Below are 21,017 nucleotides of genomic sequence, written 5' to 3'. Positions count from 1 at the left end.
ATCGGGTCTAAAGACGCTGGCGGGTGGATGCAGGGTGTTCCACCATTCAACAGAGAATTTGATGATCGGGATATTGATCGCGCCGACCAAAGTGATCACGGCGATAATGCGGCCCGCGCGGGCTTGGTCTTCAAAAGTGCGCCAAAGGGCGATGATCCCGAGGTAAATGAACAGCATGACCAAAGTTGATGTCATGCGGCCATCCCATTCCCAAAAGGTGCCCCAAGTCGGTGCGCCCCAAAGTGCGCCGGTGGCTAAGGCAACGGCGGTAAATGTTGCGCCCAAGGGTGCCGCTGCTTTTGCAGAAACGTCCGCCAGCGGATGCCGCCAAACAAGCGAGCCAACCGAGGCCATAACCATTACCGCGTAGCAGAATTGGGAGAGCCAAGCGTTTGGCACATGCACATACATGATGCGCACCGTATCGCCTTGTTGGTAATCAGCTGGCGAATTGAAAAACGCCAAATAGGTGCCGAACAGCAAAAGCGCCACGGAAATAATTGTGAGCGGCATCAGCCAATGTTTGGACCACAATAGAAAATGCCCCGGGTGCGCGATACGCGAGAAAAAGCCAAGATCTTGTGGTGTGGGATCAATAGATGCGTTTTTTGACATATATTCTTCTTACTCGGCTCCCATTTTCAACGCAAGCGCTGTTGCAAAGGGGGTGAACACCAAAGCCAAAAGCGTAAAACCTGCTAAAAACAGCAGGGCTGAACTCGCAGCCGTTTCAATTGCCCCGGTGGATAAGGCGCTGACCCCAAAAATCAGGGTGGGGATAGAAAGTGGCAAAATAAGGATGGGGGCGATTAAGCCCCCGCGCTTTATTGTCACGGTTACCGCCGCCCCTATCGCACCAAAACAAACCAATGCCGGGGTGCCGATCAATAGGGTGAGAATTACCTTGAGCGTTTGGCCCGCATCCAAGTTGAGCAATATTGCCAAGAGCGGTGTGGCCGCAATCAATGGCAAAGCATTGGTCAGCCAATGAGCAAGAATTTTTGCCGTCACAATCATTTCGAGTGGCAATGGGGCTTGGCTCATGGCGATTAGCGAGCCATCTTCGTGGTCAGTGCGGAACAGGCGATCTAGCGCCAACAAAAGCGACAAGAGCGCTGAAATCCAAATAATTGCCGGGCCAAGTTTGGCCAAAAGCACTTTATCAGGGCCAATGGCAAAGGGCATGATCGCCCCAACCATTACATAGAACAACAAAACGGTCATTGCGTCGCCACCAATCCGAGTGGCCAATTTGATGTCGCGTTTCACAATGGCCCAGAACGCTTTCATGCGGGTGCTCCGTTGATCAGAACTGTTTTGATTTTTTCGGCTGGTACATTGGGAATGTCTAAATGAGTGGCGGCAATGATGATGCCACCCTTTTGGGCATGGTCAGCGATTAAGGTGCCCACCCAAGCGTCGCCTTGTTTATCAAGGGCGGAAGTTGGTTCGTCCAATATCCAAATTGGACGTTCAGCCACCAGCAATCGCGCCAAAGCCAATCGGCGGGTTTGCCCGGCAGACAATATCGATGCGTCGCTATCGGCAATTGGATGCAGGCCAGCAGCGTCAATGGCATTTTTTACATTTGCGACGCTGCCATAAAGATCTGCCCAAAATTGCAAGTTTTCGCGTACGGTAAGGGTGGTTTTGACGCCGGGCACGTGGCCGATGACGTGAATGAGTTCGCGGGTTGAGCGGTTTTCGTCGTTCAAATGAATATCGATCAAGCCTTGGGTTGGGGCAAGCGCGCCATAAAGGGCCGCGAGGCAGGTGGACTTGCCTGCGCCATTAGGTCCGCGCAAAAGAATCACTTCACCGGGCATTGCATCAAAGGAAATGCCTTCAAAAATAACAAATCCGCCGCGCGACACAGCTAATTCGCGCACCTTAATGAACGTTTTTTCAACCATTTGAGCCATTTGATCCATATTGGAGTGATATTGGATTAAAGTAGAGGCTGGCAAGAGGAGAATATTTTCATTATAAAGCGCGCGAACACCTCCGTGGGGACAGAGGTGATCATTTCATGCTTTATGATCAAAAGCACTTCTAGCGCTTTTGGTCGGGGCAAGTTTGAAATTTGAATGGACAGGCAGACGCCGTGACAGGATCCCCTTTGAACAGCTTTTACGTCAGACAGATTATAACGGACAGCTTTGGGCAACTTTGCGGCTTTAGTGTTGGCGCGGGTTTTAAAAGAAACCGCTCATGCATGTCCTGTGCACGTCAAAATCTACATTTTCACTGGTCTCCAAAGCTTGGTTTTTCGCGCAAAGAACCCTAGCTCTGGATTAAAGACTGTTCAAAATTTCTTGCCAGACGCAAGACGTTAAAATATTGATGCGCTTAGTTCGCTTTCGCGGCTTCTCTCAGGAACAAGTGAGGTCGTTTTGAAAGCAATATCAGGAATGGAAGGTTGCAAACCATGGGCTTATATACGGATTATTTGAACGAGATTGAAACTCGAAAAGCTGACGGATTGCACCCTAAGCCAATTGATGATGGTGGGCTGGTTGCAGAACTGGTTGCGCAGATCAAAGATGAGGGCAATGAGCACCGCAAGGAAAGCTTGAACTTCTTCATTTATAACACATTGCCAGGCACGACCAGTGCGGCAGGTGTTAAAGCCAAGTTCCTAAAAGAGATCATTCTTGGCCAATCAGCTGTTCAAGAAATTACGCCAGATTTTGCTTTTGAGCTTTTGTCACACATGAAGGGTGGCCCTTCAATTGAAGTGCTGTTGGATTTGGCGTTGGGTGATGACGTAGCGATCGCTGAACAAGCTGCTGACGTGTTGAAAACCCAAGTGTTCCTTTATGATGCGGACACGAGCCGCCTAAAAGAAGCTTTTGAAGCAGGCAATGTGATTGCTAAAGACATTCTTGGAAGTTATGCGAATGCGGAGTTTTTCACCAAACTTCCCGGCGTTGAAGAAGAAATCAAAGTGGTGACTTATATCGCTGGGGAAGGCGATATTTCGACCGATTTGCTGTCACCTGGCAATCAGGCGCACTCGCGTTCAGACCGCGAATTGCACGGCAAATGCTTTATTTCGGACAAAGCACAGGCCGAAATTCAAGCGCTCAAACTTCAACACCCTGATAAGCGCGTGATGTTGATTGCGGAAAAAGGCACCATGGGTGTTGGCTCTTCTCGCATGTCGGGCATCAACAACGCAGCATTGTGGACGGGCAAACAAGCTAGCCCCTATGTGCCCTTTGTGAACTTTGCGCCGATCGTTGCGGGCACCAATGGCATTTCGCCGATCTTTTTGACCACTGTTGGGGTTACCGGCGGTATTGGGATTGATTTGAAAAACTGGGTCAAGAAAACTGGCCCAGACGGCAAGCCGATCATCAACAATAATGGTGATGCGGTATTGGAAGAAAAATATTCGGTTGAAACCGGCACTGTGTTGACCATCAACACAAAGAAGAAAAAGCTTCTCGATGAGAATGGCGAAAAAGAGCATGCGGATATCTCATCAGCTTTGACAGCGCAAAAGGTCGAGTTCATCAAAGCTGCGGGCTCATATGCGATTGTGTTTGGTAAAAAGCTGCAAACTTTTGCGGCAGCAACGTTGGGCATTGAAGCGCCACTTGTTTTTGCTCCAGCCAAAGAGATTTCGCACGAAGGTCAAGGCCTGACGGCGGTTGAAAAGATTTTCAACAAGAACGCGGTTGGCGTGAAAAGCAAAACGCCATTGCACGCTGGTTCAGACGTGCGGGTGGAAGTGAACATTGTTGGGTCACAAGACACAACAGGTTTGATGACCGCCCAAGAGCTTGAAGCGATGGCGGCGACGGTGATTTCACCAATTGTTGATGGGGCATATCAATCTGGCTGTCACACCGCTTCTGTGTGGGACATTAAAGCGCAAAACAATATTCCAAAGCTGATGAGCTTTATGAATAAGTTTGGTCTAATCACCGCGCGCGATCCCAAAGGCAGCTATCACGCGATGACCGATGTGATCCACAAGGTGCTCAATGACATTACTGTGGACGATTGGGCGATCATTATTGGTGGCGATTCACACACCCGTATGTCCAAAGGCGTTGCCTTTGGTGCGGACAGTGGCACGGTGGCACTCGCGCTGGCGACAGGTGAAGCGACCATGCCAATTCCTGAATCTGTGAAGGTGACATTTAAAGGCAAAATGGCCGACCACATGGATTTCCGCGATGTGGTGCATGCGACCCAATTGCAAATGCTAGAGCAATTTGGCGAGAACGTTTTCCAAGGCCGCATCATCGAAGTACATATTGGTACATTGTTGGCTGACCAAGCCTTCACCTTTACCGATTGGACCGCTGAGATGAAGGCGAAAGCCTCAATCTGTATCTCACAAGACGATACATTGATTGAATCGCTTGAGATCGCCAAACACCGCATCCAAGTGATGATCGATAAGGGCATGGAAAATGAAGCCAAAACGCTGCATAGCCTTATCGCCATTGCCGACAAGCGCATTGGGGAAATTAAGTCAGGCGAAAAGCCTGCGTTGCGCCCTGACGACAATGCGAAGTACGCCGCTGAAGTTGTTGTTGACCTCGACCAAATCGTTGAGCCAATGATTGCTGACCCGGATGTGAACAATATTGAGATTTCTAAACGTTACACCCACGATACGATCCGCCCAATCAGCTATTATGGGTCGGACAAAAAGGTTGATCTTGGGTTCGTTGGGTCATGCATGGTGCATAAGGGCGACATGAAGATCGTGGCGCAAATGCTGCGCAATCTTGAAAAAGTAAATGGCAAGGTGGAGTTTAACGCCCCGCTTGTTGTTGCTGCGCCGACCTACAATATCATCGACGAGTTGAAGGAAGAGGGCGACTGGGAAATCTTGCAAAAGTACTCTGGCTTTGAATTTGACGACCTAAAGCCAAAAGCCGCGGCGCGCACGGAATATGAGAACATCATGTATCTTGAGCGCCCGGGCTGTAACCTTTGCATGGGGAACCAAGAAAAAGCGGCCAAAGGCGACACGGTGCTGGCCACCTCAACCCGCCTATTCCAAGGCCGGGTAGTGGAAGACAGTGCTGAGAAAAAAGGCGAAAGCCTGCTTGCATCAACACCAATTGTCGTGCTTTCGGCAATCCTTGGGCGCACCCCAAGCCTTGATGAGTACAAAGAAGCAGTTGAGGGTATCGACCTGACCAAATTCGCACCGCCTCAGGTGAAGCCGATCGACACAAAGTCTGTTCACTTCTAAGAGCCCTAAAGGCGCTAGAAACTAGACAAATCAAGCCGGTGGGGTGACCCGCCGGCTTTTTTTGTGGCCAGCTGAGCATCACGTCTTCGTGTTTTTCAAAGTTTGTTCGATTTCGCTATTTTGTTGCCAAAGGGATGGAACCAAATACTGGCAACAAACGTTTCGTTTTACTATATGATGTTTGAACGTTGCCGTGGGGACAGTGACGTTTCTCCATCGGCTGTTGGTCGAAAGCGTCCCCTTATTGCTTTTGATCGACACCAGTTTGAACCATCTGGATAGGCAGGCAGCAAATTGACACACACTTCATTGAACAGTTTCAACGCCAGACAGACTTTGGTTGTTGGCGACAAATCTTACACTTATTATTCGCTCCCAGAAGCAGAGAAAAACGGGCTTTCGGGTATCTCGAAACTTCCAATTTCCCTCAAAGTGGTTTTGGAAAATCTATTGCGCTTTGAAGATGGCCGCACGGTCACCAAAGATGATATTGTGGCCTGCGCTGATTGGCTAAAAACCAAATCTTCTGCGCAGGAAATTTCCTTTCGTCCTGCGCGTGTGCTGATGCAGGATTTTACGGGTGTGCCCGCAGTTGTTGATTTGGCCGCGATGCGCGACGCCACCGCAAAGCTTGGCGCTGACCCACAAAAGATCAACCCCCAGGTGCCGGTGGATTTGGTGATTGACCACTCGGTGATGGTTGATTTCTTTGGTACTGGGCAAGCTTTTACCCAAAATGTGGAGCGTGAATATCAACGCAATGGCGAACGCTATGAGTTTTTGCGCTGGGGCCAAGAGGCGTTTGATAATTTCCGCGTGGTGCCGCCCGGAACGGGCATTTGCCACCAGGTGAATCTTGAGTATTTGGCCCAAACGGTTTGGACGAAAGAAGCCAACGGCGAAACCATTGCATATCCGGATACGCTTGTGGGTACAGATAGCCACACCACTATGATCAACGGTTTGGCCGTTTTAGGCTGGGGCGTTGGGGGCATTGAAGCTGAAGCTGCGATGCTGGGACAGCCGATCTCCATGCTGATCCCTGAAGTGATCGGTTTTAAACTTGAAGGCAATATGCGGGACGGTATTACCGCAACCGATTTGGTGTTGCGGGTGGTTGAAATGCTGCGTGAGCGGGGCGTGGTGGGTAAATTCGTTGAGTTTTATGGCCCAGGCCTTGATAATTTGACGTTGGAAGATCAGGCAACAATTGCCAATATGGCTCCAGAATATGGGGCGACTTGCGGTTTCTTTCCGGTGGACAGCGAAACGCTCGCCTATTTGGACACTACGGGTCGTGATGGGGACCGAGTGGCTTTGGTTGAAGCTTATTCCAAAGCTCAAGGCATGTTCCGCGATGCAAATACGGTTGAGGCAACTTATACCGATGTTCTTTATCTTGATTTGGATGGTGTGGTGCCAGCGATTTCTGGGCCAAAACGCCCACAAGATCGGGTGAATTTGGATGAGGCGAAGCAAAAGTTTGCTGAAGCGCTTGCGGGCGAATATGCCAAAACAGATGTACCAGCTGCACCGGTTGAGGGCACAGACTATTCGATCACCCATGGGGATGTGGTGATTGCGGCGATTACATCTTGCACCAATACCTCAAACCCTGCGGTTTTGGTGGCGGCTGGATTGGTGGCGCGCAAGGCGCGGGCGCTGGGGCTAGAGGTTCAACCTTGGGTCAAAACCTCTTTGGCGCCCGGATCACAAGTTGTGACCGAATATTTGACCGCTTCTGGTCTGCAAGATGATTTGGATGCGCTTGGTTTTAATCTTGTTGGATATGGCTGCACGACTTGTATTGGAAACTCGGGGCCTTTGCCCCCTGCCATTTCAAAAGCCATTGGTGCAAAAGACTTGGTGGCTTGTTCTGTCTTATCCGGTAACCGAAACTTTGAGGGTCGGGTGAACCCGGATGTAAAAGCGAACTATCTGGCCTCGCCGCCGTTGGTGGTTGCCTATGCGTTGGCGGGCAAAATGAGTATCGACATTACAACCGAACCCTTGGGCACGGGTAGCGATGGCAAACCGGTTTATTTAAAGGATTTGTGGCCAACGCGTGAAGAAATTTCTTCGATAGTGCGCCAGTCAGTTACGCGTGAGATGTTCATCAAACGCTATTCCGACGTGTTTAAAGGCGATGCAGGTTGGCAAAAGATTAAGGTTGAAGGGGGAGAAACCTACAATTGGAATTCTGCTTCCACCTATGTGCAAAACCCGCCGTATTTTGAGGGGGTGAGCAAAGAAATTACACCGCAAAAAGATGTGAAGTCAGCGCGGATCTTGAGCCTATTTGGCGATAGCATCACAACCGATCATATTTCGCCAGCCGGGTCGTTTAAAGCGGATACACCTGCGGGTAAATATTTGCTGGACCGTCAAGTTGGGGTGAAAGACTTTAACTCCTATGGGTCGCGTCGGGGTAACCATGAGATTATGATGCGCGGCACATTTGCAAATATTCGGATCAAAAACCAAATGGTGCCCGGCGTTGAAGGTGGTTTCACCAAAGACCCATCAGGTGACGTTGCCGCCATGTATGACGCGGCAATGGCCTATGCTGAGAAAGGCACCCCATTGGTGGTTTTTGGCGGCAAGGAATATGGCACAGGTTCTTCAAGGGATTGGGCGGCAAAAGGCACAAGACTGCTCGGCGTTCGCGCGGTGATCGTTGAGAGCTTTGAGCGTATTCACCGCTCCAACCTTGTGGGTATGGGGGTTCTTCCGTTGCAGTTTAAAGATGGTGCGAGCTGGAGCTCCTTGGGTCTAACCGGCGATGAAGAGGTATCGATTGATGGGATTGGTGAGATCACGCCACGATGTGACGTAATCGTTAAAGTGAAATCAGCGGATGGATCTGAAAAGAGCTTTGAAGCGCTTTGCCGGATCGATACGGAAGACGAGTTAGATTACTTCCGAAATGGTGGTATTTTGCATTATGTCTTGCGCAATCTTGTTGCTTGATATTTGACACTGAACAGAATTTGGAGCGCGGCTTTTAGGCCGCGCTTTTTTGTTGGCGAGACGAATATTTGAACGCCATGTTTTTGACCTGTTCCAGCTTTTTTGCGCGCGCGATATCGCTCATGTTCCGAACGGGTGAGATGTGTGTGGAGCGAACTGGTTTGAGACCAATGAACTTGAGGATTTGATTTTTCATCAGATTTGTCTGTGCACTGCAATAGCCAAACCGGTAATACCAATCCGGTGTATCAGAGGTCATGATGAGTTCGGCGGTGCGATCAGCCAATAGGCCCTTGGGGAAGGCTTTTCCTTGTTGATATTGGTAAGCGGTGCCTGAAACCAGCAACCGATCAAATAGCATTTTAAGCTCGCCTGGCATGCTGCCCCACCAAAGCGGGTGAGCGATAACAACGTGATCTGCTGCTTTCATTTCTTGCCAAAGTGCCTTCATATCAGCCGTCCAACTTGATTGTGATGGCAATGGACTATCTGTTTGGTTACCCAATTGGATGTTGGACAAAGACACAAGGCTTGTTTGCGCGCCGGCAAGCTGCGCGCCCTCTTGATAGGCTTTTGAAAGGGCGTGGGTGAAGCTTTGTTGGCGCGGGTGTCCGGATAAAATGAGAATATTCATGAGTTACTTCCAATAATTGACCGTGGTCAACTTATATAAAGTTCTTTTTGACCCCGGTCAACTATGTTAGGGAGTGATTATGAATAGACGAGTTGAAGCCAAACAAGTTCGCGCTCAAGAAACCAGGCGTGCTATTTCAGGTGCGTACCGAACCTTGGCGGAGCAAAGCCGTTATGATGAAATCTCCATTGCGCAAATAGCGCTGGCAGCTGGCGTGGGCAAGGGCACCGTACTCGCCCATTTTAGTGAAAAGCTGGCGATTGCAGCGACCATTTTCGCTAAAGAACTTGAACGTATTGCAAAGCGCTTAAAACAAGAGGGTACGTCTGATATAAGCACGATATGTGCGCAGCTCGCATCAATTTTGGAGTGGGCGGCAAAAGACGATGTTTATGCACGCCTAAGCGTTGGGGATGGCGCACAAATTTGCCGCGAAGTCATCGCCCCAAGCGAAGACAGATTGGTGGAACAGCTTACTGCGTGTTTTGGTGCATCTAATGCCGCCTTGGCGGATGATCGCGCGCAAGCGGTCAGGGCAAATTTGGTTTATGCCATTGTGGTCTTGCGCGTTTGTGCTGATATTGAAGAGGCAAAGTCCGTGTTTTTTCGGCTTTGTGCGCGTGTATAAATCTATGATCGCGAATTTGTCAGCGCGTGTGACTGGCAGGTGAGCGATACTTGGCTTAAGACAAAGGGCATGAAAAACATTATTTCAAAAATTGCGCTGCTGGCCAGCATGGTTGTTGGCGGCGTTGCGCCGGTGAAGGCAATGGACGTAAAAGGCCAGCCGATTGCGGTTTTGGAGCTTTTTACCTCGCAAGGGTGCTCATCTTGTCCACCAGCGGACGAGATTTTGGCCGAATTGGCCAAAGATAAAAATCTAATCACGCTCGCTTATCACGTGGACTATTGGAATTATATCGGCTGGGAAGATACGTTTAGCCAAAAAGAGCACTCAGAATTGCAACGCCGCTATGCACGCCAACGCAATGAAAAGCAGGTTTATACCCCTCAATTGCTGATCAATGGCACTGTTGATGTGGTGGGGTCGCATTTGGATGAAATTAAAGAAGCTACGGCAAATGCGAAACTTGACGTGATTGTCAATTTGCACGCTGAAGGTGACATGCTCTCCATCAATATTCCAAGCGCTGAAATTGCAGTGAAAGACGCGACCATTTGGTTGGTGCCGTTTGTCTCTAAAGCCCAGGTAAAGATCGAGCGGGGAGAAAACCGTGGTCAATTGATCACCTACTCATCCATCGTGCAAAAGCGTCAGCTGGTTGGCATGTGGTCGTCCAAAAAGGCGACCGAGTTGCGCATCCCGATGCCGCAGATGATGAATGAAGGCGTTGATGGGCTTGCGGTGCTGGTACAAGAACGAGCGCCCAACGGTTTGCCCGGTCGCATGCTCGGCGCGGTTTCGTTGCTGCGCTAATCTTTAAGCCAAGAGGTCTTCAACAAAGAACCCCCAATTTGGAGTTTGGGGGTTTTGGTTGTGCATGGTCATTATTTGGGGTCCGGCACCTTGGAGCTGCTCTTCGATTGGGGGCTAAAACAGTCCAAGGGCCGGGGTACTGGAGGCTATGATTGATATATAGAAGCGCAATCCGGCGATATCTTGAGCGAAATGTGACGATTTTGGGGCTTTTTATACCTTGTCTTAACCAAATATTGGCGCAATCATGTCAGGATAAGCTTGGTTAGGAGGTTTGACATTGACGGAGCATTTTTCACCAAAATCACCGGTTAAACTAAAGCTGGTTCATTCAAGTGACACTGTTCAATCAAGCAAACCCAAGCTCATTCCTGAAACCGTTGCCTTTGATCGCAAAGAGCTTTCCACCATTCTTAATGTTTACGGCCGACAGGTCGCAAAAGGCGAGTGGAAAGATTATGCCATTGATATGATGAAAGACCGGGCGGTGTTTTCGATTTTCAAACGGGCCAGTGAAATGCCGGTTTTTCGGATCGAAAAGGACCCTAAGCTGCGCAAAAAACAAGGCATGTATCGGGTGGTTGGCCACGCCGGGCAGGTGCTCAAACGTGGGCACGAGCTGCACCAAGTATTGCGGGTTTTAGATGGTGATATTGTCGCTTTACGCTAATCTGCGTTATCGAGTTTGCGCTGCATAATAGTGACCCCATGCCATTGGCCAAACTTGTAGCCAACCTCCCCTAAGTAACCAACAGATTTAAAGCCAAATTTTTGATGCAAGCTGATGGAGGCTTTTGCATCATCTGCTATCATGGCGATGGCTGAGTGGAAATTTGGATCGGCTTCCAACTTTAACAAAAGAGCCTGCATAAGCGCGCTGCCAATGCCTTGGCCGTGTGCGCTGGGGTCTACATAAATGGTGATTTCGGTTGAATGTTGATAGGCGCGTTTGGGGCGGTAGGCGCTAGCATAAGCAAACCCGAGCAAGGCTTGATTGTCATCTAAGGCCATAAGGACCGGATAGCCATCGCGTGTCAGCGCCTCTAGCTTTTGTTCCATTTGCGCCGTGCATGGGGCGTCTAGATCAAACGTGATGGCACTGTTGGTGACATAGTGCTTATAGAGCGCTGTGATGCTTTCAAGCCATTCAAATGTGTAAGCTGCAATATGCATGTGGTCGCTCCCGCCCAACAAAAAAGGCCCCGTAAATGATACGAGGCCTTCATGGTATTTCAAAGCCCTTTTGGGCGATGCCTGTTAGTTGCGATTGCCGAACAAACGCAACAGCATGATGAACAGGTTGATGAAATCAAGATACAGGGTCAAAGCGCCCATCAGCATCTTCTTGCCCATGGTTTCTGCGCCGTCACCTTCAAAATACATATTCTTGATCTTTTGTGTGTCGTAGGCGGTTAGGCCGACAAAGACCAGCACACCGATCACTGAAATGGCGAAAGCCAAAGGACCAGATGCGAGGAAGATGTTCACGATCGAAGCAATGATGATACCGATCAGACCCATCATAAGGAATGAACCCATGCCGGTTAGATCACGCTTGGTTGTGTAACCATAAAGGCTCATCGCACCAAATGTACCTGCAGTAATAAAGAATACCCGTGCAATTGAGGCACTGGTGTACTGCAAGAAGATTGATGAGAGCGACAGACCCATTGCGATGGCAAAACCCCAAAACACAAGTTGCGCTGTGGCGAACTTCATTTTGTTGATGCCCATGCTCAGGCCGAATACAAAGCCCAAGGGTGCAAGTGCAACAACCCACTGCAAAGGCGACCCATAAAGAGTTTGGCCGAGTGAAGTGAGCAGAATGCCGTTTTGCATTTGTGCAACGGCGGCTTCTGGGTTGGTTGTTGTGGTAAGCGTTGTCAAAAAGAACGCAACCACGCCGGTAATACCAAGCGCGATACCCATATAGTTATAGATGCCCAGCATGTAGCTGCGCAGGCCCTCGTCGATAGCGGCCTGTGTGCCGCTATGCGTGGCCGATGTTTGACGATCAAATTGTGCCATTGATGATAACCTCTTTATCAAATGCATCATTTTTGGCCCTAGCCTTTGCGCCATGGGCCCTTCATCGCTCAATATGGCGATGGATTGTATAAAATACAAGACGGGGCTGCGTTAATTTTTGGCAAGAGCGGGGATGGAAAGGCAAAATAAAACAATGTGTTGAGTAGGATACGGCCCATTGTCAGAAAAATGTGATGCGAATCATGGTATGTTTTTGGTGTAGGCGCTTTAATATGGGCGTTAGAATATGTGGTCCACGTCACAAAAAGTGAGGTTTTATGCCGCGTTTATTTACGGGCTTAGAAATTCCACACGATGTTGGTTTTGCGCTCTCTTTAAAGCGGGGCGGGCTTGGTAAGTCCCGCTGGATCGATGCTTCCAACTATCACATAACGTTGCGTTACATTGGCGATGTTGACAATCAAACCGGCAATGCGGTGGCCAATTGTTTGGATGGGTTGCGCGTTGATCCCCCCTTTAGTGTCACCATCAATCAGCTTGGGGTGTTTGGGGGCAATCGACCTCGGGTTCTTTATGCAGGGGTTGAACCATGCCCCCAATTATTGGCCCTGCACGAAATGCATGAACGGGCTTTGCAAAAGATCGGTTTAAAACCCGAAGGGCGTAAGTTTACCCCACACGTCACGCTGGCGCGGCTAAACGGGGTGAGCGCTGAAGAGGTGGCCAATCACATTGGCCGCGCGGGGGTGTTTTATCCTTTAACCTTTACGGTCAATCAATTCGTGCTCTATTCGGCCAAAGACTCGGTTGGTGGTGGGCCTTATCTGGTGGAAGAACGCTATCCATTGGCGGCTTAGTTTTTGCACGTGCCTATGTTTGAGCGCGTGCTGGGGCATCCAATTCCTTGCGCTTGAACCAAAATATGGTGCCCACGACCACGCCGGAAAGGGCGAGGGCAATGCCTGACTCGGACAATAAGTATTCCGACATTTGCGTTTTGACAAAAAGTGGGCTGATGTCTTGTAAGAAAGAATTGTGGGTGGTGTGCAGCAATACGGCCGTCCAAAGACTGCCCGAAATAATGCGCAACCAATTGATCGCAAGGTTCACCCCAAAGGCCAAAACAGTGAAGCACAATAGTCGCAGCCAAAGTGGTGCGCCGCCTGCATTGTAATCGGCGAATATGAAAATGGGAAAATGCACGAGAATCCAAACGACCCCTACGATCGTTGAGGCTTTTGCAAAGCTTGTGACTTTGCACAACTGAGGCAATAAAAAGCCGCGCCAGCCGATTTCTTCCCCCAAAACAAGAACACACAGGATCAAGATGTTGGCGAAAAAGAACTGAATGACTTCAGTTAATCCAAGTTCCGCCATCGCACTTGCGTCCAACAAAACCAATCCAGTGGCAAGCAAGAAAACGTAAGGAACAAGAATATACAAAAGTGGGATGAGGTAAGACACCAACATGAGTTTTGGCGATCCTAATCTCCAGCCAAAGCCTTTGAGGGATTTTGTGAAAAACCAACTGGTGCCCAGCCCAACGATGGCGGGCGAGAGCATGAGGGTCAAGGCATATGGGATATTTTGCGAAAGTCCCCGTCCGTCAAGGATGATCAGCGTGCTAAATAGAGCAACGATAATCGTTTCAATGATCAGAAAAGCAAAGATGCCTTTTTTGGTTTTGTTCATTTGTGGACCAACTCATAATCTGCAAAGATATCTGTAGAGCCAATGTTTGGCCGCGCAGTTGAGCCTGATCAAGAGGCGCAGAAAACCTCAACTTTCTTTAAGCGTTTTTAACAAACCGTCGCTGGCGGCTTCGATGAGATCGAGTACGTTCTCAAATCCCTGGTCACCACCATAATAGGGATCGGGAACATCGGTGGTTGTGCTTTGTTCATAATTCAAAAACAGTTCGATTTTTGCCTTGCTGCCTTTGGGTGCTGCGCGCACCAAATCGACAAAGTTTTGCTGATCCATTGCCAGGATTAGATCGAAATGCTCAAAATCGGTTGGGTCAACGGCGCGAGCGCGCAAGGGCGACAAGTCATAGCCACGCAATTTGGCGTGGTGGGTAGCCCGCTGATCAGGTGGATTGCCCACATGCCAAGCGCCGGTGCCAGCGCTATCGATGCGCAAATCGGAGCGACCTTGGCCAATGGCTTTTTGGGCAAACACGGCTTCGGCCGTGGGCGATCGACAAATATTGCCAAAGCAAACAAATAGAATTGATCGGATCAAGGTGGGCTCGATTTCGGTTTTTGTTAAGACTTCATTCACCTTGAAAGGTGAAACAAGACAAAAGGTTTGGCAAGCGCCAAAATACCGCCCAATTTTGGGCTATGTTGGCATTTGTATAAAATGGTTGCGATTTTTGCAGCTTGGTAACTTCGTTGGCGGATAATAGGCGGGAAGCGGGTATTTTGGACAGGAACCCAGAGATGATGACGGCAAAGAACATGAAAAAATTCGCACTGGCAGCTGGATTTGCTGCGCTCTCAACTTTTTCAGTTGTAGGAAGCGCTGAAGCTGCGACAAAACTTGGTACTTTTAAAGTCTGGACAGCATGGACGGACAAAGACGCAAATGGCACAATTTGCTATATATCTGCGACCCCAAAAGACAGCCAGCCCACAAATGTGAAGCGCGGGCCAATTCATTTTTTGGTGACGCATAGAATGGCAACAAAACAAAAGAACGAAGTTGCGACAATGATTGGCTATCCGTTCAAGGATAAAGCTGAAGCATCAGCAACAGTTGATGGCAAAGCCTATCCGATGGTTACCGACCCAAAACTAGAAGCTGGTTGGCTCTATAAAGAGCATGAAAATGGTTTTGTTGAAGCAATGAAGCGAGGCACCGAAATGGTGGTACGTGGCATTTCTTCTCGTGGCACCCGCACAACCGACACTTATTCATTGTCTGGCGTAACGGCTGCGATGAATGAGATCGATAAGGCGTGTAAATAGAATTTGCTGCACGAATGTTGGTTTTGTGGTTTAGTGCCACAAACCAACAGTGCTCAACATAGTTTGCTTAATTTCATGCGTCGCCAACTCATTAAAACGATCATCTCTTTCTGCGTTTTGGCGCTGGCCGCTTTGCCGCAAAGTGCTGTTGCGCAATCTGTGCAGTCGCTTGGCGATTTTAAAGCCTGGTCGGCTTACTCAACGACCCGCTCTGCAACACCATTTTGCTTTATTCATTCGAAACCGATTTCAGTTGAACCGGAATTGGAAGGCATGGAGCAACCCTATTTTTATGTGACCCACCGCCCCAGCGAAGGGGTGGCGCATGAGATGAATTTGGTGGCTGGGTTTGAATTGGGAACAGATAGTTTGGCCGTGATCAAAATTGGCGGCAATGAGTTTTCTATGTTTACCAAACAAGACTCAGCTTGGCTTGAAGATCCTTCTTTGTCGGGCGAAATGGCCTCTGCCATGCGGCGTGGTACCACCATGGAATTTGAAGGTGTGAACAAGCAAGGTGCGCGCGTTACCTTGACATTTTCACTGTCTGGGGCCACCGCATCGATGCGCAAAATCGACAGTGCGTGCAACCAATAAAGCCAACACAGCGCAAAGATGTTGGCGTTTTTGCATAGTGTGTGATAGGTGAGCCAACCTTAAATTTTCAAACGCGAATTGAGATGGGCCAGTTCCTTGATAGAATTGGCATCGCGTAGGTGGTGAATAAATGGCTATTACCCTTGATTTAGCCGCTGCAAAACCTGCAGCGGAAAAGAAACAGTCCCTGATTGGTATGGATCGCGCGCAGTTGAGCGAAGCGTTGGCGTCACTTGGTTTGCCTGAAAAGCAAATTCGGATGCGTGTTTCCCAACTGTGGAACTGGCTCTATGTTAATGGTGTGACCGACTTTGACGATATGTTGAATATCGCCAAAGGCCTGCGCGATCAGCTCAAGGAAAAGTTTGTTCTCAACCGACCTGAAATCGTGTCCGAGCAAGTCTCAACAGATGGCACCCGTAAATGGTTGTTCCGTTTTACTGACCCCGCACAACCCCATATGCCGCCAGTGGATGTTGAAACGGTTTATATCCCAGAAGAAGATCGCGGCACCCTTTGTGTATCTTCGCAAGTGGGTTGCACGCTGACCTGTACATTTTGCCACACGGGCACACAGAAGCTGGTGCGTAACCTGACGGCTGGTGAAATTGTTTCCCAAGTGCTGATGGCGCGCGAGCGTTTGGGCGATTATGCGGGCGGCACGCGCCCCACAGATGGTGTGGTGCCCAAAGAAGGCCTGCGCACGGTCACCAATGTGGTGATGATGGGCATGGGCGAGCCGCTTTATAATACGGAAAATGTGAAACGAGCGATGTTGTTGATGGCAGATGGTGATGGGATTTCCCTGTCTAAACGCCGCATTACTTTATCGACTTCGGGTGTCGTGCCCGCGATTGCTGAAATTGGCGAAGAAACCGGCGTGATGCTGGCGATTTCCCTGCACGCTGTGCGCGATGAGTTGCGCGATATTTTGGTGCCGATCAACAAGAAATACCCGTTGGCAGAATTGCTTGATGCTTGTCGCAATTACCCAGGCGTATCCAATGCACGTCGGATCACGTTTGAATATGTGATGCTTAAGGGCATCAACGATTCTATTGCGGATGCAAAAGCGCTGGTGCGCTTGCTTGATGGTATTCCAGCGAAAATCAATTTGATCCCGTTCAACCCTTGGCCGGGTTCAGAATATGAATGTTCAAGCTGGGCGCAAATTGAGAAATTTGCGGATGTGGTGAATATTGCCGGTTATGCTAGTCCAGTGCGCACCCCGCGTGGTCGCGATATTTTTGCGGCTTGTGGGCAGCTGAAATCTGAAAGCGAACGGATGAAGAAAAAAGACCGGGATGCCTTGCAGGTAGGGTCATAAAACTAAGCTAGGGGTTAGGCCTGGTCCAAAACCCATTGGCATACGGTTTGCACCGCTGCGCGCTGGTTTTGTGCTTTTGTCATCAGATAAAATTGAATGTCTGTTTGAAGATCATATTCTTTAGGCAAGGCGCGCACCAGCTTGCCCGTTTTTAGGATCTCATCCACCAGCATAAAAGGCACTAAGGCAATGCCAAGGCCATTGATGGCGGCATCGATAGCGTGGTTTGTTTGGCCAAAATCGAGCGGAATTGAAGGCAAATCAACAGCGAATGTGGTCGACCATTTTCGCCAAAAGTGATGGCCGTCATTAATGAGGGTCAGGTTTGCTAGATTTGCAACATTAGGTAAAGTGGACTTCACCAAAGCTGGACTGGCAACAGCGATCAGCAAATTGGAAAGAATTGGTTTTGCGTCCAGATCTTCACTGGGTGTGCCGCCCCAACGAAGGGCAATATCAATGGCGTCAGGTCCGGTGAAGCGGCGAAGCTTTTCTGACGCATCTATGGTGATTACGATATCTGCGTGGTGCACATAAAAACTGGAAAGCTTTGGGATTAGCCAACGGCTGGCGATTGAGGGGGTCGTGCTGACCGTAACCTGATTGGCGCTGGTTTGATGATTGGTGCTGAGTACGGCCGTTGCTTCGCCAATGCGCTCGAGGGCAGGTTCGATTTCTGCAAGATATATTTTGCACGCTGAGGTGGGTCTTAGACCACGCGCCCATCGTTCAAAAAGCTTAAATCCAATCTCAGCTTCAAACTGCCTTACTTTTTGCGCAACAGCGCCCTGGGTCACCCCCAGCTGTTCGGCTGCGGCGCTGAAACTTCCAGAATTGGCTGTGGCGCGCAGCGCGCGCAAGGTCAGAATGCTGGGTAAACGTTGTTGCATGTTTGCTCAAGATAATAGATTTTCTACTATCTTGTGCCACAAATATTGATTTGCGTCGAGATAGTGTGGCTGTCATGGTGGTAGAAATTCTATTCTATGAGGTTGATTATGACGGATTTAAAGGTTGCACTTATCGTTGGTGGTGGCAGTGGAATTGGCGCGGATGCCGCCCGTCACTTTTCTGAAAATGGCTGGCAGGTTGGCATCCTTTCCTCTTCGGGAAAAGGGGAGGCACTGGCCCAAAAGCTTGGCGGCATTGGGGTGACGGGCAGCAACCAAAGTGTTGCAGACTTGCAAAAACTAACTGATCTGGCCTTGGCTCACTGGGGGCGCATTGATGCGGTTGTCTCAAGCGCCGGACATGGTCCTAAAGGTCCTGTGCTCGAGATATCGGATGATGACTGGCATGTGGGCATGGATGTTTATCTGCTAAATGTCATCCGGATTGCTAAAATCGTTGAACCGATCATGCAAAAGCAAGGCGGTGGTTCATTCGTCAATATTTCTACTTATGCCACTTTTGAGCCAGAGGCTCTGTTTCCGACGTCAGGGGTTTTTCGTGCCGCCTTGGCCGCTTTTACAAAGCTATTTTCGGACAAATATGCATCCGACAATATTCGGATGAATAATGTGCTGCCCGGTTTCATCGACAGTTTGCCAGAAACTGAAGACCGGCGGGCGCGCATTCCAATGGGACGTTATGGCCATGTTGAGGAAGTGTCTAACCTTATTGAGTTTTTGGCTTCGGATAAATCAAGCTATATGACCGGTCAAAATATTCGGGTGGATGGCGGTATTACGCGATCTGTTTGAACAATTACACTTGTTGGGATTGTCGCCATTGAGTTGGCGACAATTGATGGTGTTTTTGCCACGCGCGGCGGAAATGGCGGGACGAGCCGAAACCCAAATCCCCCACCAGATGTTCAATGTTGATCTGTTCAGCACGCAGGGCATTCTCTGCAATGGCGATGCGCAGGCCGTTGACATAGTCGGGTACGGACAGGCCTGTTTGATTGTTGAACAGGCGCGAGAAATGTCGCGCGCTCATATGGGCTTGTTTGGCCAAAGAACTCACATCCCAATCCTTTGTCGGATCGGCTGCAATAAGGTCCTGAATGCGGTGAATGGTGGGGTGCAGGTGAGAGCGGCCCTGCAACCAGGGTGAAAGCTGGGGTGCGTCGCCATTGCGACGCGCATAGACCACCATATGTTTGGCGATTTCAGCGGCGGCAGCTATGCCCAACTTCTTGCCCACAATATGCAACATCAAATCGGTGCCGGAGGTGATGCCGGCGCTGGCAAAACGGTTTCGATCCTCCGTAAAGAGCCGGTTTTCTTCGATCTTGATTTGCGGGCTTATGCTGCGCAATTCTTCCAAGCAGTCGTGATGGGTCGTGCAGCGATATCCATCAAACAGGCCCGCCCGTGCGGCCAGCAAAGCGCCGCTGCAGATGGTGAGCAGGGTTTGCTCTTTGGTAAAAGCTGTGCCTAACCATTCGATGATCGTTTTGTTGTCCGCCGCCCGCTGCGCCGCAGAAGGGCTGGGCAAATCCCCCAAAATGTCCTTCGTTGTGCCTGAGACCATCAAAAAACTGTTCGGTTGCAACTGATTAGGCAATTTGGATAGGCCTGAGACCTTTAGTCCCGCCGAGGTCAACATTTCATCTCGGGGGGCGATATATTGCACATCAAAGATGATTTCAGATTGGATTTTGTTGGCGCGGCGCAGCACTTCGGCGGGCCCTGCGAAATCCAACATCAATGGGTTGGGGGCCAATAGAATATGAACCTTGATGTGCTGCGCCATGTTTTTCCTACTGCGAGAAATGCGCGATGGCATCGTCAACGCTGTGTATGGTGGCGAAGCGGCCTGACAATACGGTTTCGGTGCGGTGTTTGATTTGCTCCGCTGTGAGCAAGGAGCCATCGGGGTGGTTCATATCAAACGTTAGGGTCGCATCGGTCACATAGTTGACATTATAGCCAATGTCAGAGCCGTGGCGCGTGGTGGTTTCGCAGCACTGCTCGGAACGGATGCCACACACGGTTAACTCGTTGATGCCGTTTTCTTTGAGCCAAATATCAAGGGTCGTGCCGGCAAAAGCGGAGTGGCGGTGCTTTTCAATAATGGTGGCGGGCTCAATTTTAATCGGCGCGAGGGTTTTGATGTTGCCAGAAGCTTTTGAAAATGCGCCTTCAGGTTCCACGTGAAAGATTTGCACAATGGGTATGCCAGCCTCTTGCGCCCCATCGATCAGCTTTTGAGTGGCTTCAATGAAGGCGGGGACGTATTTTTCTTGATAATAGTCGCGCTTGGGAAAACTCTCTTGCACATCGACAACAAGGAGCGCTTGGTTGGTATGGGACATGTTCTGCCTCTCTCTCAGTTTGAGTTTGGGGGCAGAATGGCCTTTCTTTCAAGAAGAATATACGTTCGAGTAGGTCAGCAAGAGGACAATTTAGGCCAAAAGGCGCCATATTAGTCCTCGTTGTAAATCCAATCGATCTCAAAATCACCTTTGCCGGATGGGGCAAGAATGGGCTGGAGTTCCGCCAAGATCAGTTTGAGCTCTTCAACCAGCGTGAAAGGGGGATTGACGATGATCATGCCCGTGCCATGCAAGGTTGGTGGGAATGTTGGTTGGTGAATGTTGAACTCGACCCGCAGCACTTTTTTGATACCGGTGTTGTAGAGCTGGGTCGCGAAAACTTCTTTTTGCGCCACGTCTTTGATCGGGTACCAAAGCATATAGGTGCCTGTGCTAAAGCGCTTGTGGGCGCGGAATAGGCCAGACCCCATGCGGGTAAATTCGTCAGGTTTTTCAAAAGGTGGATCAACCAGAACGATGCCGCGTTTTTCTTTTGGGGGCATATGCGCCACCAGCGCTTGCCAGCCATCCAACTCAATCGCCTTAACTTGGATGTCACCCTCAAAATGAGATTTAAGTTTGATAGCATCTCTTGGGTGCAATTCTG

The 21,017-nt window shown here is 49.6% G+C and carries 22 protein-coding genes; 10 read left to right on the top strand and 12 right to left on the bottom strand.

Annotation, left to right across the window (positions count from 1 at the left end; all coding sequences use genetic code 11):
• From ccmC to ccmA, 3 genes are all read right to left on the bottom strand, one after another.
• The coding region (gene ccmC, locus Q0231_RS12020) for a heme ABC transporter permease CcmC (protein WP_299347837.1) at positions 1-615 on the bottom strand (615 nt) is incomplete at its 3' end.
• Between the two features lie 9 nt (positions 616-624).
• Positions 625-1,290 (bottom strand): heme exporter protein CcmB, encoded by a 666-nt coding sequence (gene ccmB, locus Q0231_RS12015; protein WP_299347836.1) that lies wholly within the window; start codon positions 1,288-1,290, stop codon positions 625-627.
• Entirely contained in the window at positions 1,287-1,913 is a 627-nt protein-coding gene (gene ccmA, locus Q0231_RS12010) for a heme ABC exporter ATP-binding protein CcmA (protein WP_299347835.1), read from the bottom strand. Before ccmA ends, ccmB begins: the two co-directional genes overlap by 4 nt.
• 515 nt (positions 1,914-2,428) lie before the next feature.
• Between ccmA and Q0231_RS12005 the strand changes: the two genes are divergently transcribed.
• Positions 2,429-5,221 carry a bifunctional aconitate hydratase 2/2-methylisocitrate dehydratase gene (locus Q0231_RS12005; protein WP_299347834.1) on the top strand — a complete coding sequence of 931 codons (2,793 nt, stop codon included), beginning with the start codon at positions 2,429-2,431 and terminating at the stop codon, positions 5,219-5,221.
• A gap of 294 nt (positions 5,222-5,515) precedes the next feature.
• Positions 5,516-8,191: an aconitate hydratase AcnA gene (gene acnA / locus Q0231_RS12000; protein ID WP_299347833.1), complete on the top strand. Its 2,676-nt coding sequence runs from the start codon at positions 5,516-5,518 to the stop codon at positions 8,189-8,191.
• Positions 8,192-8,225: 34 nt separating this feature from the next.
• Here acnA and Q0231_RS11995 read toward each other — a convergent pair whose 3' ends face one another.
• On the bottom strand, positions 8,226-8,825 hold the full coding sequence (locus Q0231_RS11995) for an NAD(P)H-dependent oxidoreductase (protein ID WP_269393455.1): 600 nt from the start codon (positions 8,823-8,825) through the stop codon (positions 8,226-8,228).
• A 79-nt stretch (positions 8,826-8,904) separates the two neighbouring features.
• On the opposite strand from Q0231_RS11995, the gene Q0231_RS11990 reads away from it, so the two are divergent.
• The 3 genes from Q0231_RS11990 to Q0231_RS11980 all read left to right on the top strand — a co-directional run bounded on the left by Q0231_RS11990 (position 8,905) and on the right by Q0231_RS11980 (position 10,933).
• The gene (locus Q0231_RS11990) at positions 8,905-9,453 is read left to right on the top strand and encodes a TetR/AcrR family transcriptional regulator (protein WP_299347832.1); all 549 of its coding nucleotides are present in this window, start codon (positions 8,905-8,907) and stop codon (positions 9,451-9,453) included.
• Positions 9,454-9,522: 69 nt separating this feature from the next.
• Positions 9,523-10,263 carry a thioredoxin family protein gene (locus tag Q0231_RS11985; RefSeq protein ID WP_269393457.1) on the top strand — a complete coding sequence of 247 codons (741 nt, stop codon included), beginning with the start codon at positions 9,523-9,525 and terminating at the stop codon, positions 10,261-10,263.
• 322 nt (positions 10,264-10,585) lie between these two features.
• Positions 10,586-10,933 (top strand): DUF2794 domain-containing protein, encoded by a 348-nt coding sequence (locus Q0231_RS11980; protein ID WP_299347838.1) that lies wholly within the window; start codon positions 10,586-10,588, stop codon positions 10,931-10,933.
• Here Q0231_RS11980 and Q0231_RS11975 read toward each other — a convergent pair.
• Together Q0231_RS11975 and Q0231_RS11970 are read right to left on the bottom strand one after the other, a co-directional pair.
• A complete protein-coding gene (locus Q0231_RS11975) occupies positions 10,930-11,436 on the bottom strand; it encodes a GNAT family N-acetyltransferase (protein WP_299347831.1) in 507 nt (168 codons plus the stop codon). The genes Q0231_RS11980 and Q0231_RS11975 overlap by 4 nt on opposite strands.
• An 84-nt stretch (positions 11,437-11,520) precedes the next feature.
• Entirely contained in the window at positions 11,521-12,291 is a 771-nt protein-coding gene (locus Q0231_RS11970; RefSeq protein WP_269393459.1) for a Bax inhibitor-1/YccA family protein, read from the bottom strand.
• Between the two features lie 278 nt (positions 12,292-12,569).
• Here Q0231_RS11970 and thpR point away from each other — a divergent pair, with 278 nt between their 5' ends.
• Positions 12,570-13,109, top strand: coding sequence for an RNA 2',3'-cyclic phosphodiesterase (gene thpR / locus Q0231_RS11965; protein ID WP_299347830.1), 540 nt, complete (start codon positions 12,570-12,572; stop codon positions 13,107-13,109).
• Positions 13,110-13,122: 13 nt separating this feature from the next.
• Here the strand turns inward: thpR and Q0231_RS11960 are convergent, their stop codons facing one another.
• Together Q0231_RS11960 and Q0231_RS11955 are read right to left on the bottom strand one after the other, a co-directional pair.
• A complete protein-coding gene (locus Q0231_RS11960) occupies positions 13,123-13,944 on the bottom strand; it encodes a CPBP family intramembrane glutamic endopeptidase (RefSeq protein ID WP_269393461.1) in 822 nt (273 codons plus the stop codon).
• Between the two features lie 87 nt (positions 13,945-14,031).
• Complete coding sequence (locus Q0231_RS11955) at positions 14,032-14,496, bottom strand: low molecular weight protein-tyrosine-phosphatase (protein ID WP_299347829.1); 465 nt, start codon at positions 14,494-14,496, stop codon at positions 14,032-14,034.
• Positions 14,497-14,696: 200 nt separating this feature from the next.
• Between Q0231_RS11955 and Q0231_RS11950 the strand changes: the two genes are divergently transcribed.
• The 3 genes from Q0231_RS11950 (at position 14,697) to rlmN (ending at position 17,148) form a co-directional block, all read left to right on the top strand.
• Positions 14,697-15,224, top strand: a complete 528-nt coding sequence (locus Q0231_RS11950; protein WP_269393463.1) for an invasion associated locus B family protein — start codon at positions 14,697-14,699, stop codon at positions 15,222-15,224.
• Positions 15,225-15,299: 75 nt separating this feature from the next.
• Positions 15,300-15,821 (top strand): invasion associated locus B family protein, encoded by a 522-nt coding sequence (locus Q0231_RS11945; RefSeq protein ID WP_299347828.1) that lies wholly within the window; start codon positions 15,300-15,302, stop codon positions 15,819-15,821.
• Between the two features lie 130 nt (positions 15,822-15,951).
• Positions 15,952-17,148: a 23S rRNA (adenine(2503)-C(2))-methyltransferase RlmN gene (rlmN, locus tag Q0231_RS11940; RefSeq protein ID WP_299347827.1), complete on the top strand. Its 1,197-nt coding sequence runs from the start codon at positions 15,952-15,954 to the stop codon at positions 17,146-17,148.
• Between the two features lie 14 nt (positions 17,149-17,162).
• On the opposite strand, the gene Q0231_RS11935 is transcribed toward rlmN, so the two are convergent.
• Positions 17,163-18,038: a LysR substrate-binding domain-containing protein gene (locus tag Q0231_RS11935; protein ID WP_299347826.1), complete on the bottom strand. Its 876-nt coding sequence runs from the start codon at positions 18,036-18,038 to the stop codon at positions 17,163-17,165.
• 108 nt (positions 18,039-18,146) lie between these two features.
• Between Q0231_RS11935 and Q0231_RS11930 the strand changes: the two genes are divergently transcribed.
• Complete coding sequence (locus tag Q0231_RS11930; RefSeq protein WP_299347825.1) at positions 18,147-18,851, top strand: SDR family oxidoreductase; 705 nt, start codon at positions 18,147-18,149, stop codon at positions 18,849-18,851.
• Positions 18,852-18,855: 4 nt separating this feature from the next.
• Here Q0231_RS11930 and Q0231_RS11925 read toward each other — a convergent pair whose 3' ends face one another.
• The 3 genes from Q0231_RS11925 to rlmJ all read right to left on the bottom strand — a co-directional run.
• The gene (locus Q0231_RS11925) at positions 18,856-19,848 is read right to left on the bottom strand and encodes a GlxA family transcriptional regulator (protein WP_299347824.1); all 993 of its coding nucleotides are present in this window, start codon (positions 19,846-19,848) and stop codon (positions 18,856-18,858) included.
• A 7-nt stretch (positions 19,849-19,855) separates the two neighbouring features.
• Complete coding sequence (locus Q0231_RS11920; RefSeq protein WP_299347823.1) at positions 19,856-20,410, bottom strand: isochorismatase family protein; 555 nt, start codon at positions 20,408-20,410, stop codon at positions 19,856-19,858.
• Positions 20,411-20,520: 110 nt separating this feature from the next.
• Positions 20,521-21,017 (bottom strand): 23S rRNA (adenine(2030)-N(6))-methyltransferase RlmJ (gene rlmJ, locus Q0231_RS11915; RefSeq protein WP_299347822.1); only part of this gene is annotated, 497 nt, incomplete at its 5' end.

Source organism: uncultured Maritalea sp. (assembly GCF_937139385.1).
Lineage (GTDB): Bacteria > Pseudomonadota > Alphaproteobacteria > Rhizobiales > Devosiaceae > Maritalea > Maritalea porphyrae_A.
The sequence above is the reverse complement of the archived record's forward strand: the minus strand, read 5'-3'. Positions and strand labels throughout refer to the sequence as shown.